Below are 15,039 nucleotides of genomic sequence, written 5' to 3'. Positions count from 1 at the left end.
GTGTTTAACTCCTTAAAATTAAATATATTGTTGATAAAATGCAAATTGTTCCTAAAATTTGGAAAATCGGATGTTGAGAAAATAATCTAATCATTGGTTTAAACAAATCTAAAATTTTAATATTACTTGATAGAACTTTATTAAAATATTCTAAACCCTCACGCACATAAGCTCACAAACCTAAAAAGTCATTTAAAGCAAAAATAGAAAAAACAGCAACAAGAATAAATAATATTATTAATTTAAACATTTTTTAAACCTACCTTTTTATTCGCAGCCCGTGTTGGTTAACTCACGGTCTATTTTTAGGACTATTACCACTAAATTTCTTAATTGGACCACTAGATGATTGCTTCTTAGTTCCTCAATTAGCAACTGATTTTCGATATTTTTTACGAAAACCAACTTTTGGTCGTTCGATATGAATACCTAAAATGCCACCAATTACAAGATTTATCACAAGCATAATTAGCGGAAAAATAATAATGCGAATATCTGTCCCGGGAATAGTTAAAGTTCAAATTAAATCAAAAACTTTATAAAACATATCGCCAATTAAACTAGCCATTTTTTCTAAGTTTTCCATTTTTTAAACTCCTTTACTTGTTTTTCTTATTCAGATTATTTTTTAACTTAGTAAGTATCTTACTAAATTTTTCCATTTTTAAATATTCTAATGCTTCAATATCCATTACATTATCATTTCAAAATTTATGTTGATAATTATCATTCAAAGCACGATTACTTAATTCACGCAAGAATGATAAATATTTATTATCGTAAAGATTTAAGATTGACATTGGAATTTTCAATTTAAAGAAATAAATATCTAATTCCGGAATGCTACGATACTTAATTTTGCGACCTTTTTTATCATTTTTAGCATTAATTAAAGTTAATCGTCATTGCTCGTATTCGCTTACCGATTTAAAAGTGCCATAAATAACTTGTAAATAGGGTCGAAAGATACTAACGGGTTTTTTTCTAATGCCAACAATTATTGAATTCGCAATATCACGAACTTTAACTCATATATGTTCGGCTCGTTGTCCGCTTGCTAATACGATATGGGTGAATTGGCGAGCCGAAGCAAAATATTCTTGTAAACCTTGGGTTACTCTATCATTTTCTTTATAATCAGTACCTTCAAGAAATAAGTTAGTTTCATCTCAAAGTAATAATGATTTTTCATCTAAAATTGGATAATTATAATCCAATAAAGACATATGCCCTAATGAAAGCATTTGTTTATTGGTAATCGGAAAAGTAGAAATCGTTTTTCAACCACTTAATAAGTAAGAAGCTAAAACCATTAAAGCGGTTTTTCCAGTCCCTAAGGCACCAATAATTAAATTTAAGGGTGAATTTAATAAGAAATTAATAAAACTACGACGAGCAAAGAAATGAGAAATTTTAGTATATAAAATATATAAAGCAATTAATAAATAAATAATATCAAATAGCATTAGTCAACTCTGAGGATTATAATAATGCAAAATCGCACCATAGAATCACGCAATAATAAATAAAGTGCGATTCAAAGCAACAAAATCATATAATCTTAAATTTATGTTTTTAAACAATGGCATCACTTAAATCACACTTTCTTTATTTTTATTATTATCTGCCGGGCATTAATTTTTCAAACATTTTGAAAGCGATTAAAAATAAACCAATAATCACACCAAGCAAGAAAACTCAATATGTAGCAAAGAAATTAACAACATTTGGCATATTACCACCAATAATATCAGTTCAAATATTACCGAACGCTTTAATTAATGCTTTTCATAAGTTAGTAACCGCTTGTTCACCAGTAACAGCTACTGGCGTAACCACTTCTGTTAAGAAAGTTCTAATCATATAATCACCCCCTTTCTAAACAAAATATGATTTAACCTTATAAAATAAAATAACCATAAATAAGACAATGAATACTAATACCATTCAAAACGCAATATTTGCTATTAAAAGTCAAAGTAGTTCTTTGGTTAAATCAATTTCTTTACCAGAAACTCACGCCGGAATAACTTTAATTTGAATAAATAAATCTCAAAAATATAATTTTGTCATTTCTCAATCTAAATCTTTTCAAGCAACTAAAAACATAATAATTACCGCTTAAAAGGTCAAAAGAGTATAAAAATAATTGCTGAGAAGAGCATTACAATTATTAAAATTGAAAACAAAAATACAACTTGGGGTGGTAAATCGGTAGTTGGATAAATTAATTCAATTAACTCAATAATTATTTTTTTAAACATTTTCTAAACCTACTTTTTAATTTCTTTTTCATCTTGTTCTAATAAATTTCGCTTAAACTTTGCAATAAATATTCGTTGTGAATAAGTAAAATCTTTTGGCAACTGTTTTGCTTCGCTACCATATTTCTTTTTATCTTTAAAAAACCGATAAATATTAACCGCAATATAGTATGCTAGTAATAATGTTAAAATCGTAAAAAACACTAATCCAAAAATACTCATTTTTCTTTTCTCCTTAATTTTTTAATTTTTAATTCTTATTTTAAATTGCAATTTTTCTTTCATTTTTTAACTCCTAATGTTTCATTTTTCTTAGTTGATTTCTAAATCTTAAACTTTCTAATGAAACATAATTTACACTTTCAAAGTCTATATAATTAATATTTTTAAATTCATAGATTGCTCCGCACATTTTGGTTTTAAATTTATTAACTGTTGATTTTAAGTATTTTACAAATTCAGAATTTACAGTTCGATTAACAATATTATTCAAAGTGTCGGTAAATACTTGTTTTCTAGTAATAGGGTTTTGACAGTTATATGAGAATTGATAAGCCTTGATATTTAAGTCATACTGGTTTAATGACTTTTCGTTCAAGACATTTTTAGTTATATATTTGGAGCAATATTTTACAACCATTTCATTAGTGTTTTCACGAACTCTAATATTTTTATTAATTCCATAAGGTCAAAATTGTAAAATAATTTTATGAGGTATTTTTTCGGTGATTAAAATATGAAAATGAATAACGCCTCGTTTCTGATATTCATAGGTATACAAATACTTAATATTTTTATTTTTAACTTTAAATCAGTATTTTAATTTTTTAAAAAATTTATTTAAATCACGCTTACATTTTCTAATATCAAATTCATTAACATTAGCATAAGTAAGCGTTAAGAATGTAAGTTTTTTGCAGTCTCAAAAATTATGATATGCCTTCCGAATAACATTAGATTTTGCACGAATATTGCTATTAAACAGTTTTGTATCACAGTTACCCTTATTTTTTAAACCGCTAACATTGCGGTTATTTGCTTTGATGCGTTCTAAAGGCATAACAATATTACGAATATATTGACCGTAATAAATGGTTTTCATATAAAAATCAGTCGGATTTTGAGGTTGTAAATTCATATTTTATGCTCCCGTTTTAGATTTTCGCCAGTTGTGTTATTTAATCAAGTAATAGTCGGCTTCGCCGACTAACCCGCTAGCGGGCGGGGCATACGCCTTCCGCACCGCTTCGCAGACCGAAGTGATTATCAATTAACTGGACAAGTTTTTTTGATTTTTTGATAATTCAATTTTTTGCAAGTTAACTATTTTGGGGGTTTTTTCAAAAGTTAATTCGCAACTAAAAAATGATTTAACATTTTCTTTTAACAGTTTATAAATTTCTTGTTGTTCTAGATTGTTATCATCAATTCATAAAGCCTTTTGTTCGCCGGTAGGCTCAAATAAGTCATTTTCATAACGCAAAAATTCGGCAGAATAACCTGACATCATAGAGCCATCTTTATTTTTAAATATTTTTCTTTTTATACTAACTAATTTAACTTTAAACATTATTTTTTAAATTCCTTTTACTTTTATTTTTTAAAATTTTTTTAATATGATTAATAATTTTTTTCTCACAAGCAACATGCAAATATCGTTTATCACTAAATAGATGTAAACACCAGCGACATATTTTATAATCTATCGTTCCTTTCAAAATTTAAAAACCCTTTTCATCGCAAGAATTACAGATTCCAACTGTATTTTTATTACCAACAACATAACTTTCGTTGTCGCATTCAATACAAAATATTACTGCCAAAAGAAAACACCCCCTAAAAGTTTGTAGAAAACAAAATCTTGTCATATGTATATGGTTTCTACAGTTTCTACAAAAATATGTAATATACCACAGATGTTTAGTACAATCAAGAAAAATATTAAAAAAGTAGAAATTAATTTATTAATTCTTGTAATTTTTGAAATGGTGATTTATTTTGTAATGCTGAATGACAGCGTTGGAAGTTGTAATAGTAATAATATTGATTTAAGAAATGTTGGAGTTCATTTTGATTTAATTTTTTATCCTTAACATAAAATAATTTAGTATAATGTTGATGAAACCGCTCAATTTTACCGTTACTTTGTGGCGAACGAATTGGAGTGGTTTCATGAATAACCCCATTCCTTGAAAGAAAGGCCGTAAAAGGTCTTTCTTTTACTTTGTATGCTTTTTTATTACTTCAATTAGTAGTAGTAAATTCTGGGGCATTATCAGTACGAAGGCGTTTAATAGATATTCCAAGTTCACTAAAATCTTTCATTGCTCTTTGCACAGCGTTAATCGCGTTATTGGTTCCTAAACTATCATAAATATAACCAAATACTATGCGTGTTATTTCGTCAATGAAATCATAAATATAATACTTTTTATCAACTGGAAAATTTAATGGGGTAATTATTTTGGCATCCATTTGTAAAAGACCAATCTCTGAGACTTCATAACGCTTAAAATGGCGTTTTGTTTGTTTGATTTGTTGTTTTAATTGTTTTCAACGAGAGTCAGATTTAATTCAGCGATAAAAAGTTTTAATATTTTTTGGAATTTTTGAATTTTCAATATCGTGAAAACCCATTTTTAAATTGTTAAATAAAGACCACATTCCACCGGCTTGAATATTTCTATAATCAAAATATAAATTGCATATTTTTTCACGAGAATCTAAATCATATTGATAACTAATTTTGTTAGGTTTTTTATATTTTAAAATTAAACTATTAAAATCATCATTTTGATAAGCAGCAAGAATTTTATTAGCTCATTGATAAAATGTATTTCGTATACCGTGAAAATGCTTTTTTACTAATTTATTTAAAGTTATTGGTTCTAAATAAAATTGATTACATAAATTTAAATAACTAGTAACTCGTTTTTTGGTTTTATGGTAGTGTTTATGGTTATAAATTGTTGTTAATCAACTTTGTACTTTTGCTTTTAAATCTGCTAAGTCAGCTTGGGAAATAATATATTTCATTTTTTTAAACTCCTTAAATTAAGAAAATCGCATTGCAAAAAATACGATTTTCAAACATATTTATTAAAATTGCTAATTAATTAGGTATTTTTGCTAAAAATGAACTTATAAAATATTGTGGTTTATTTAATTGATATCTATCTAAATAAACAAATGACACTTTAATACTTTCAAGTTTAGGAATTTCTCAGCCATAAGTAGTCAATATATCTTCAGATGGTTTTGGTTTATAAACACCTTCTCGTTTAAAAAAATCCTCTATAGGATTATTAATACTTTGATTTTGGATTAAAAAGCTTTTTTCAGACATATCATCTGGAAAACGAACACCTTCGTCATAAAAAGTTATTCTTCCAGCAGAGCCAAAACTCTCTACATTAAAAAATGTATTATTTAAACTAGAAAATTGTAATTTTTTTTCATAAACATTACTTCTACACCCAAAAATAAACAGTACACATACTAAATTTAAAGCTGATAAAAATTTTCGCATAAAGAAAAATCCTCCTTTCAAAGGAATTATATTATAAAAAATATTGGCAATATTTAAGAGAACTTTTTTAATATCATTAATAAGATTGCTAATGGCACTACAAATTCAAATAACATCTGAAATGCCGGAATAACTTCAAACACTGGAAAGGCGGTTTTGGTAAAATTAATCGTTGTTTTGGCAATATCCGCAATGGGGCGAATTAAAAGATTAATCCCTGAAAGACCAAGCAATCAATTTAACATACTAACAGAAGCGTGCTGAATGCCACAAGATATCGCACTAAATAAACCTCAATAAGAACAATTGGGTGTCGGAATTAAGTCATCCATATTACCACTTATTCCACCGCCAATAAAAGCCGTTGAATTCAAAATGTTAAAATCGTATAAAGAATAATGATATTTAGTACTTTCATTTTTCTTTTTATATAGTGGAAAAGTTAGCGTAAAAATATTAATTCCATACATGACATCAACTTTAGCCTTGTAAAAATGCAATTTATTGCTAGTAACATTCCATAATTGGTTATCGTATGCTTTTAACACATTAAAATTTATTTGATAAGAACTTTTACCAGTTTTAAAATCATTAGCAATTTGTTTATCTTTAACAAAAAAATAGGAACGAAAAATCATATTCTTACTATTCTGCATTGTGGAATTAAAATTAATTAAATACTGTTTGGGATAAAAGGTAATTAAGGAGCGATAGAAAAAGCCCATTTGTAAAACATTTTTAGGAATTTCTTGCATTCCTTTGTAATCTAATTCTACATAAGTAGAAGTATCCATATCAAAACTTGCATAAAAGAATTGTACGAAAAAACCACCTAAAACTTTATAAATTTTATTAAATAAACCATTAATAAAATCAACAGTTAAATCTTTTTGATAATGAAGCATAAAATCTTTAAAATCAGTTTTTAATTTATCATCATAGCGTAAAAAATGGAAAGTATTACCATAATAATTAACTTGTCCAAAAAAAGTATTAATAAAATCTCCTCCAAAACCTGTTTGTGAGCCAGATTTTCAAAGTGATTTACCATTTTCTAAAAACTCATTATTACCCACAATACTACCGTGCTCAGTTTTTATAGTGATAACATCACCAAAACTAGAAAAGGAAAGTTTCCTAAAAATAACTTTTTCAATGAAACCTTGTGGATATGAATTTTTGCGACTTAAACTAAATTTACTATTTTTTTTAAAACCATTTAATTTTATTGACACTTCATTCATATATTTAAAATTATCGTCAAAGAAATTAAAAATAGGAACTCAATATAAGTAACTATAATTAAATTTATCAAAATCTCGGCGTTGTATCATCAAATAATCTAGTTTATCTTGAAACTGAGTATAATCATACTCACCATCATTTTTATTTATTTCCGTAGGTAACGGTTGCTCGTTATCTTTCTCTGGTTGTAGTGGCACTTTAGCTGAAAATAAACTTATAAAATATTGTGGTTTATTTAATTGATATCTATCTAAATAAACAAATGACACTTTAATACTTTCAAGTTTAGGAATTTCTCAGCCATAAGTAGTCAATATATCTTCAGATGGTTTTGGTTTATAAACACCTTCTCGTTTAAAAAAATCCTCTATAGGATTATTAATACTTTGATTTTCGATTAAAAAGCTTTTTTCAGACATATCATCTGGAAAACGAACACTTTCATCATAAAAAGTTATTCTTCCAGCAGAGCCAAAACTCTCTACATTAAAAAAAGTATTTTTAATACTAATAAACTCTAATTCACAATTATTTCCGCATTGACTAAGGTTTGAGGCTCGTTTTTGTCGTTTCATAAAGGAATGTTCCATATTAGGTTTTGGTGGTTGTTTTGTATCAAAGAAAGCCCCTAATGGCACCAAACCAATAAACATTATAATAAATCAAGAAATAATCTTATGCATCTCATCACGCCTTAAAACTCTTTTTTATCGCTTTAAAAGCATCACAAAATTTATATTGATTATGTTGTGGACATTCACAATTAACAACTTGCATTTGGTGCTTTCTAAAAACTTTATTAAAGTAATAACCCCTAATAATTAATTTATTAATACCAGTTATTAACAAATAAACGATTAATAATCAAAAATACACCTTAAAAACTACATTTTGGAAATCAAACAATATAAAATCTTTAAAAAACTCATCTGTGTTAGTTCGAATTTTTGTTAAAAACACTCAAATTATAACCATAACAGTATGAAATATAATAAAAAAATGCATAAAACCTAAAACGCTTTTAAATAATTTAATACTTAATATTTTCTTTAACATTTTCATTTTTTAACTCCTTAAAATTAAATATATTGTTGATAAAATACAAATCGTTCCTAAAATTTGAAAAATCGGATGTTGGGAAAATAACCTTATCATTGGTTTAAACAAATCTAAAATTTTAATATTATTTGATAGAACTTTATTAAAATATTCTAAACCCTCACGCACATAGGCTCATAAACCTAAAAAGTCGTTTAAAGCAAAAATGGAAAAAACAGCAACAAGAATAAATAATATTATTAATTTAAACATTTTCTAAAACCTACCTTTTTATTCGCCGTCCGGCTGCTTAACTCACGGTCTATTTTTAGGGCTATTACCACTAAATTTCTTAATTGAACCACTAGATGATTGTTTCTTAGTTCCTCAATTAGCAACTGATTTTCGATATTTTTTACGAAAACCAACTTTTGGTCGTTCAATATGAATACCTAAAATACCACCAATTACAAGATTTATCACAAGCATAATTAGCGGAAAAATAATAATGCGAATATCTGTTCCGGGAATGGTTAAAGTTCAAATTAAATCAAAAACTTTATAAAACATATCGCCAATCAAACTAGCCATTTTTTCTAAGTTTTCCATTTTTTAAACTCCTTTACTTGTTTTTCTTCTTCAGATTATTTTTTAACTTAGTAAGTATCTTACTGAATTTTTCCATTTTTAAATATTCTAATGCTTCAATATCCATTACATTATCATTTCAAAATTTATGTTGATAATTATCATTCAAAGCACGATTACTTAATTCACGCAAGAATGATAAATATTTATTATCATAAAGGTTTAAAATTGACATCGGAATTTTTAATTTAAAGAAATAAATGTCTAATTCCGGAATGCTACGATACTTGATTTTGCGACCTTTTTTATCATTTTTTGCATTAATTAGCGTTAATCGTCATTGTTCGTATTCACTTACCGATTTAAAAGTGCCATAAATAACTTGTAAATAAGGACGAAAGATACTAACCGGTTTTTTTCTAATACCAACAATTATTGAATTCGCAATATCACGAACTTTAACTCATATATGTTCGGCTCTTTGTCCGCTCGCTAATACAATATGGGTGAATTGTCGAGCCGAAGCAAAATATTCTTGTAAACCTTGGGTTACTCTATCATTTTCTTTATAATCAGTACCTTCAAGAAATAAATTAGTTTCATCTCATAACAGTAAATGTTTTTCATCTAAAATTGGATAATTATAATCTAAAAGTGACATATGCCCTAATGAAAGCATTTGTTTATCTGTAATCGGAAAAGTAGAAATCGTTTTTCAACCACTTAATAAGTAAGAAGTTAAAACCATTAAAGCGGTTTTTCCAGTCCCTAAGGCACCAATGACTAAATTTAAAGGTGAATTTAATAAGAAATTAATAAAACTTCGACGAGCAAAGAAATGAGAAATTTTAGTATATAAAATATACAAAGCAATTAATAAATAAATAATATCAAATAGCATTCGTCAACTCTGAGGATTATAATAATGCAAAATCGCACCATAGAATCACTCAATAATAAATAAAGTGCGATTTAAAGCAACAAAATCATATAATCTTAAATTTATTTTTTTAAACAATAGCATCACTTAAATCACACTTTCTTTATTTTTATTATTATCTGCCGGGCATTAATTTTTCAAACATTTTGAAAGCGATTAAAAATAAACCAATAATCACCCCAAGCAAGAAAACTCAATATGTAGCAAAGAAATTAACGACATTTGGCATATTACCACCAATAATGTCAGTTCAAATATTACCGAACGCTTTAATTAATGCTTTTCATAAGTTAGTAACCGCTTGTTCACCAGTAACAGCTACTGGCGTAACCACTTCTGTTAAGAAAGTTCTAATCATATAATCACCCCCTTTCTAAACAAAATATGATTTAACCTTATAAAATAAAATAACCATAAATAAGATAATGAATACTAATACCATTCAAAAGGCAATATTCGCTATTAAAAGTCAAAGTAGTTCTTTAGTTAAATCAATTTCTTTACCAGAAACTCACGCTGGAATAATTTTAATTTGAATAAATAAATCTCAAAAATACAATTTTGTCATTTCTCAATCTAAATCTTTTCAAGCAACTAAAAACATAATAATTACCCCTTAAAAGGTCAAAAGAGTAGAAAAATAATGGCCGAGAACAGCATTACAATTATTAAAATTGAAAACAAAAATACAACTTGGGGTGGTAAATCGGCAGATGGATAAATTAATTCAATTAACTCAATAATTATTTTTTTAAACATTTTCTAAACCTACTTTTTAATTTCTTTTTCATCTTGTTCTAATAAATTTCGCTTAAATTTTGCAATAAATATTCGTTGTGCATAAGTAAAATCTTTTGGCAACTGTTTTGCTTCGCTACCATATTTCTTTTTATCTTTAAAAAACCGATAAATATTAACCGCAATATAGTATGCTAGTAATAATGTTAAAATCGTAAAGAACACTAGCCCAAATATACTCATTTTTCTTTTCTCCTTAATTTTCTAATTTTTAATTCTTATTTTAAATTGCAATTTTTCTTTTATTTTTTAACTCCTAATGTTTCATTTTTCTTAGTTGATTTCTAAATCTTAAACTTTCTAATGAAGCATAATTTGCACTTTCAAAGTCTATATAATTAATATTTTTAAATTCATAGATTGCTCCGCACATTTTGGTTTTAAAGTTATTAACTGTTGATTTTAAGTATTTTACAAATTCAGAATTTACAGTTCGATTAACAATATTATTCAAAGTATCGGTAAATACTTGTTTTCTAGTAATAGGATTTTGACAGTTATATGAGAATTGATAAGCCTTGATATTTAAGTCATACTGGTTTAATGACTTTTCGTTCAGGACATTTTTAGTTATATATTTAGAGCAATATTTTACGACCATTTCATTAGTGTTTTCACGAACTCTAATATTTTTATTAATTCCATAAGGTCAAAATTGTAAAATAACTTTATAAGGTATTTTTTCGGTGATTAAAATATGAAAATGAATAACACCTCGTTTTTGATATTCATAGGTATACAAGTATTTAATATTTTTATTTTTAACTTTAAATCAATATTTTAATTTTTTAAAAAACTTATTTAAATCACGCTTACATTTTTTAATATCAAATTCATTAACATCAGCATAAGTAAGAGTTAAGAATGTAAGTTTTTTGCAGTCTCAAAAATTATGATATGCCTTCCGAATAACATTAGATTTTGCACGAATATTGCTATTAAGCAGTTTTGTATCACAATTACCCTTATTTTTTAAACCGCTAGCATTACGAGTATTTGCTTTGATGCGTTCTAAGGGTATAACAACATTACGAATATATTGACCGTAATAAATGGTTTTCATATAAAAATCGGTCGGATTTTGAAGTTGTAAATTCATATTTTATGCTCCAGTTTTAGATTTTCGCCAGTTGTGTTATTTAATCAAGTAATAGTCGGCTTCGCCGACTAACCCGCTAGCGGGCGGGGCGGCATACGCCTTCCGCACCGCTTCGCAGACCGAAGTGATTATCAATTAACTGGACAAATTTTTTTGATTTTTTTATAATTCAATTTTTTCCAAGTTAACTATTTTGGGGGTTTTTTCAAAAGTTAATTCGCAACTAAAAAATGATTTAACGTTTTCTTTTAACAGTTTATAAATTTCTTGTTGTTCTAGATTGTTATCATCAATTCATAAAGCCTTTTGTTCGCCCGTAGGCTCAAATAAGTCATTTTCATAACGCAAAAATTCGGCAGAATAACCTTACATCATAGAGCCATCTTTATTTTTAAATATTTTTCTTTTTATACTAACTAATTTAACTTTAAACATTATTATCTAAATTCCTTTTACTTTTATTTTTTAAAATTTTTTTAATATGATTAATAAATTTTTTCTCACAAGCAACATGCAAATATCGTTTATCACTAAATAGATGTAAACACCAGCGACATATTTTATAATTTATCTTTCCTTTCAAAATTTAAAAACCCTTTTCATCGCAAGGATTACAGATTCCAACTGTATTTTTATTACCAATGACATAGCTTTCGCTGTCGCATTCAATACAAAATATTACTGCCAAAAGAATATACCCCCAAATAATTTATAAAAACCAAATGTACTAAACATCTATGGTTTCTACAGTTTCTACAAAAATATGTAATATACCACAGACTTATGACAAGAACAAGAGGGTTTTTAAAAAGGGTGAATTTAATTTTTACTTAAAATTTTTATAAATAACGACAAAATTATAAGAAAGTTTTTTAAAATAGTTTATAATTAAATTCCAAGGTAAAAAGATTGTAGATTATTTTTTTGGTAGAAAGGCTGTTGATTGTTGAATAAATTTTTATTAATTAGACTTCTTGCATAACCTATTAAAAAATTACAAATATTTGTAAAAAGACAGTAATAGAAAAATATAATTTTAATTAATTATGTCTTTTATCTAAAAAATTAATATTTTGCCACAACAAAAAATGAATTTATTATTTAAATTCTTTAATTTTAAATAAATCTTTTATGTTAAATTAATAATTGCAAATTATAAATTGAGGCAATTAAATTAAATCTTAAACCAAATCTTTTTCTACGATTACGATATTTTTCTGTCATAATTTTAAATTTTTTAAGAATAGCAAAAATATTTTCAATAATAATTCTCATTTTTGAAACTAGTCTATTATGTTGTTTTTGTGCTTTATTTAAATGGTTTTTATTTGTTTTCTTTGTAGGTATTAGAACATTATTGTGAATTTTTTGTATTCCTTGATAACCACTATCAACTATTAATTTGGTATTTTTTAAAATTGAGATTTTTGATTCTTTAAATAAAGCATAATCATGTTTTTTCCCAAGTGAAAAACTTGTTGCAATAATTTTTCTGGTTTCTTGTTCGATAATTACTTGTGTTTTAATGGTGTGTTTTTTCTTTTTACCAGAATAAGATTGTTTTTGTCTTTTTTTGGGCGTTGGATTGGAGTTTCGGTAGCATCAATAATAATAGTTTTATCATTAAAATAATCATTTATTAGTGCTTTTTTACCAGCAAGTTGTTGAAAATCAGAGTTTTTAATTAAAATATCTTCAATTCACTTGATATTCCGATAACAATTAGCTTCACTAATTCCGAAATTTTTACCAAGATGAAAATAAGTCTGATATTCTCGTCAATATGATAAAGTCATCAATAATCTATTTTCTAGTGATAATTTATTAGTTTTACCACCTTTTTTAAATTTTTCTATTTCAGCTACTTGTAAAATATCTAACATTTTATTAAAAGTGGATTTTTTTATTCCTGTTAATCTTAACCATTCTTTATCATTAAGAGTATTAAATTTATTATTGTTCATATTTTGATATCCTCATAAATTATATTTTATAAGAATATTTTAATAAAAAAAGTATCGCAAGAAGTCTATTAGTAAAAATTCACGAAAAGGAAATTAATTAATATGAAAAAATTATTAGGAATCTTAGGAACAATTACCATTGCAGGAAGCGGAATAGCAGGACTTGTCGGAAATGCCCCAGCAAAAAATAATATTGTTTATCAACAAACAAATAATTTAGAAACTTTAAAAAGAAACAAAAGACAATGAGCTCAAATTGGAGGGGCAATCGGTCTTGCCTCTGGTATTGCCGGATTGGCGGATTCTTATAAAAGCGGTGGCGTAGTAAAAGATACTTCAAATTTTATTGATAAAAACTACAATTCTCAACAAAATACAGCCATTAAGAATGGTCTCGCTTGAGGAGGTTGAGGTTAATAAAAAAAGTAATCATTCAAACTTCTAGAAATTACTTTGTTAAAATTTTTTGTAATGTTTGAAATGGAGTTTTAGTGTTTAATGATGAATGATGACGCTCAAAGTTATAAAAGTAATAATATTTGTTTAAATAATGTTGAAGTTCGTTTTGATTTGATTTTTTATCATTAGCATAAAATAATTTGGTATAATGTTGGTGGAATCGTTCAATCTTTCCGTTACTCTGCGGAGAACGGATTGGTGTGGTTTCATGGACAATTCCGTTCCTCGAAAGAAAGGTTGTAAAAGGCCTTTCTTTTACTTTGTACGATTTTTTATTGCTTCAATTAGTAGTAGTAAATTCAGGAGCGTTGTCAGTACGAAGGCGTTTAATAGTTATGCCAAGTTCACGAAAATCTTTCATTGCTCTTTGCACAGCATTAATGGCATTGTTAGTTCCTAAACTATCATAAACATAGCCAAATACTATGCGTGTCATTTCGTCAATGAAATCATAAATGTAATATTTTTTATCAACCGGAAAATTTGATGGGGTAATAATTTTGGCATCCATTTGTAAAAGACCAATCTCGGAGACTTCGTAACGCTTAAAATGGCGTTTTGTTTGTTTGATTTGTTGTTTTAATTCTTTTCAACGAGGGTCAGATTTAATTCAGCGATAAAAAGTTTTGATATTTTTTGGAATTTCTGAATTTTTGACATTATGAAAATTAATTTTTAAATTATTAAATAAAGACCACATTCCACCGGCTTGAAGATTTTTGTAATCAAAATATAAGTCACATAATTTTTTGCGAGAATTTAAACTATATTGATAATTAAGATTTTGTGGTTTTGTAGTTTTAAACAATAACAAATCTAAGTTGTCAGAATAATAAGCCGTCATAATTTTTTCTGCCCAACGATAAAAGGTTTTCGTTGCATTCTTAAAATATTTTTTAATAAGTTTTGTTAAAGTAGTTTCTTCAATATAGAAATAAGTACATAAATTTAAATAGGCGGTAATGCGTTTTTTAGTTTTATAGTAATAAGGATTATGACAATTAGCACTTAGTCAGCTTTGTACTTTTGCTTTTAAATCTGCTAAATCAGCTTGGGAAATAATATATTTCATTTTTAAACTCCTTAAATTAAGAAAATCGTATTACAAAAAATAC

23 protein-coding genes are annotated in these 15,039 nt (G+C 26.4%); 1 reads left to right on the top strand and 22 read right to left on the bottom strand.

All coding sequences use genetic code 4. The features are described from left to right. Positions 1–4 precede the first annotated feature (4 nt). From AACK86_RS05345 to AACK86_RS07935, 21 genes are all read right to left on the bottom strand, one after another. Positions 5–250 carry a hypothetical protein gene (locus tag AACK86_RS05345; protein ID WP_338968823.1) on the bottom strand — a complete coding sequence of 82 codons (246 nt, stop codon included), beginning with the start codon at positions 248–250 and terminating at the stop codon, positions 5–7. 9 nt (positions 251–259) lie between these two features. After that, complete coding sequence (locus tag AACK86_RS05340; RefSeq protein WP_338981755.1) at positions 260–586, bottom strand: hypothetical protein; 327 nt, start codon at positions 584–586, stop codon at positions 260–262. A 13-nt stretch (positions 587–599) separates the two neighbouring features. Then, on the bottom strand, positions 600–1,589 hold the full coding sequence (locus tag AACK86_RS05335) for a hypothetical protein (protein ID WP_338981754.1): 990 nt from the start codon (positions 1,587–1,589) through the stop codon (positions 600–602). 31 nt (positions 1,590–1,620) lie between these two features. Then, positions 1,621–1,863, bottom strand: coding sequence for a hypothetical protein (locus tag AACK86_RS05330; RefSeq protein ID WP_338968818.1), 243 nt, complete (start codon positions 1,861–1,863; stop codon positions 1,621–1,623). 15 nt (positions 1,864–1,878) lie between these two features. Beyond that, positions 1,879–2,109, bottom strand: coding sequence for a hypothetical protein (locus tag AACK86_RS05325; protein ID WP_338981367.1), 231 nt, complete (start codon positions 2,107–2,109; stop codon positions 1,879–1,881). A gap of 164 nt (positions 2,110–2,273) precedes the next feature. Beyond that, positions 2,274–2,486, bottom strand: coding sequence for a hypothetical protein (locus AACK86_RS05320; RefSeq protein WP_215825617.1), 213 nt, complete (start codon positions 2,484–2,486; stop codon positions 2,274–2,276). Between the two features lie 73 nt (positions 2,487–2,559). Further along, positions 2,560–3,402, bottom strand: coding sequence for a rolling circle replication-associated protein (locus AACK86_RS05315; RefSeq protein ID WP_338981753.1), 843 nt, complete (start codon positions 3,400–3,402; stop codon positions 2,560–2,562). Positions 3,403–3,534: 132 nt separating this feature from the next. Continuing rightward, positions 3,535–3,834, bottom strand: a complete 300-nt coding sequence (locus AACK86_RS05310; protein ID WP_338966992.1) for a hypothetical protein — start codon at positions 3,832–3,834, stop codon at positions 3,535–3,537. A 386-nt stretch (positions 3,835–4,220) separates the two neighbouring features. After that, positions 4,221–5,300, bottom strand: a complete 1,080-nt coding sequence (locus tag AACK86_RS05305; protein WP_338981752.1) for an integrase core domain-containing protein — start codon at positions 5,298–5,300, stop codon at positions 4,221–4,223. A 76-nt stretch (positions 5,301–5,376) separates the two neighbouring features. Next, positions 5,377–5,793 carry a hypothetical protein gene (locus tag AACK86_RS05300; RefSeq protein WP_338981357.1) on the bottom strand — a complete coding sequence of 139 codons (417 nt, stop codon included), beginning with the start codon at positions 5,791–5,793 and terminating at the stop codon, positions 5,377–5,379. Between the two features lie 53 nt (positions 5,794–5,846). After that, complete coding sequence (locus AACK86_RS05295) at positions 5,847–7,721, bottom strand: hypothetical protein (protein WP_338981355.1); 1,875 nt, start codon at positions 7,719–7,721, stop codon at positions 5,847–5,849. A 382-nt stretch (positions 7,722–8,103) separates the two neighbouring features. After that, positions 8,104–8,349: a hypothetical protein gene (locus AACK86_RS05290; RefSeq protein WP_338967003.1), complete on the bottom strand. Its 246-nt coding sequence runs from the start codon at positions 8,347–8,349 to the stop codon at positions 8,104–8,106. Between the two features lie 18 nt (positions 8,350–8,367). Beyond that, entirely contained in the window at positions 8,368–8,685 is a 318-nt protein-coding gene (locus AACK86_RS05285) for a hypothetical protein (RefSeq protein WP_338981353.1), read from the bottom strand. 13 nt (positions 8,686–8,698) lie between these two features. Beyond that, positions 8,699–9,688: a hypothetical protein gene (locus tag AACK86_RS05280; protein WP_338981351.1), complete on the bottom strand. Its 990-nt coding sequence runs from the start codon at positions 9,686–9,688 to the stop codon at positions 8,699–8,701. Positions 9,689–9,719: 31 nt separating this feature from the next. Next, positions 9,720–9,962 carry a hypothetical protein gene (locus tag AACK86_RS05275; protein WP_338968818.1) on the bottom strand — a complete coding sequence of 81 codons (243 nt, stop codon included), beginning with the start codon at positions 9,960–9,962 and terminating at the stop codon, positions 9,720–9,722. 15 nt (positions 9,963–9,977) lie between these two features. Beyond that, entirely contained in the window at positions 9,978–10,208 is a 231-nt protein-coding gene (locus AACK86_RS05270) for a hypothetical protein (protein ID WP_338981733.1), read from the bottom strand. Between the two features lie 164 nt (positions 10,209–10,372). Then, on the bottom strand, positions 10,373–10,585 hold the full coding sequence (locus AACK86_RS05265) for a hypothetical protein (protein WP_215826178.1): 213 nt from the start codon (positions 10,583–10,585) through the stop codon (positions 10,373–10,375). A gap of 73 nt (positions 10,586–10,658) precedes the next feature. Beyond that, complete coding sequence (locus AACK86_RS05260; protein WP_338981751.1) at positions 10,659–11,501, bottom strand: rolling circle replication-associated protein; 843 nt, start codon at positions 11,499–11,501, stop codon at positions 10,659–10,661. Between the two features lie 162 nt (positions 11,502–11,663). After that, positions 11,664–11,849: a hypothetical protein gene (locus tag AACK86_RS05255; RefSeq protein ID WP_338981750.1), complete on the bottom strand. Its 186-nt coding sequence runs from the start codon at positions 11,847–11,849 to the stop codon at positions 11,664–11,666. Positions 11,850–12,635: 786 nt separating this feature from the next. Beyond that, entirely contained in the window at positions 12,636–13,028 is a 393-nt protein-coding gene (locus AACK86_RS07940; RefSeq protein WP_422398327.1) for a transposase family protein, read from the bottom strand. Then, the gene (locus AACK86_RS07935) at positions 13,013–13,465 is read right to left on the bottom strand and encodes a transposase family protein (RefSeq protein WP_338982632.1); all 453 of its coding nucleotides are present in this window, start codon (positions 13,463–13,465) and stop codon (positions 13,013–13,015) included. The genes AACK86_RS07940 and AACK86_RS07935 overlap by 16 nt, the downstream gene beginning before the upstream one ends. 102 nt (positions 13,466–13,567) lie before the next feature. Here AACK86_RS07935 and AACK86_RS05245 point away from each other — a divergent pair, with 102 nt between their 5' ends. Continuing rightward, on the top strand, positions 13,568–13,882 hold the full coding sequence (locus AACK86_RS05245) for a hypothetical protein (RefSeq protein WP_338981747.1): 315 nt from the start codon (positions 13,568–13,570) through the stop codon (positions 13,880–13,882). A 31-nt stretch (positions 13,883–13,913) separates the two neighbouring features. On the opposite strand, the gene AACK86_RS05240 is transcribed toward AACK86_RS05245, so the two are convergent. Continuing rightward, positions 13,914–14,996, bottom strand: a complete 1,083-nt coding sequence (locus AACK86_RS05240) for a DDE-type integrase/transposase/recombinase (protein WP_338981746.1) — start codon at positions 14,994–14,996, stop codon at positions 13,914–13,916. Positions 14,997–15,039: the final 43 nt, after the last annotated feature.

Source organism: Spiroplasma endosymbiont of Eupeodes luniger, from assembly GCF_964019525.1.
GTDB lineage: Bacteria > Bacillota_I > Bacilli_A > Mycoplasmatales > Nriv7 > Nriv7.
This window is presented reverse-complemented; position numbering and strand designations above follow the sequence as displayed.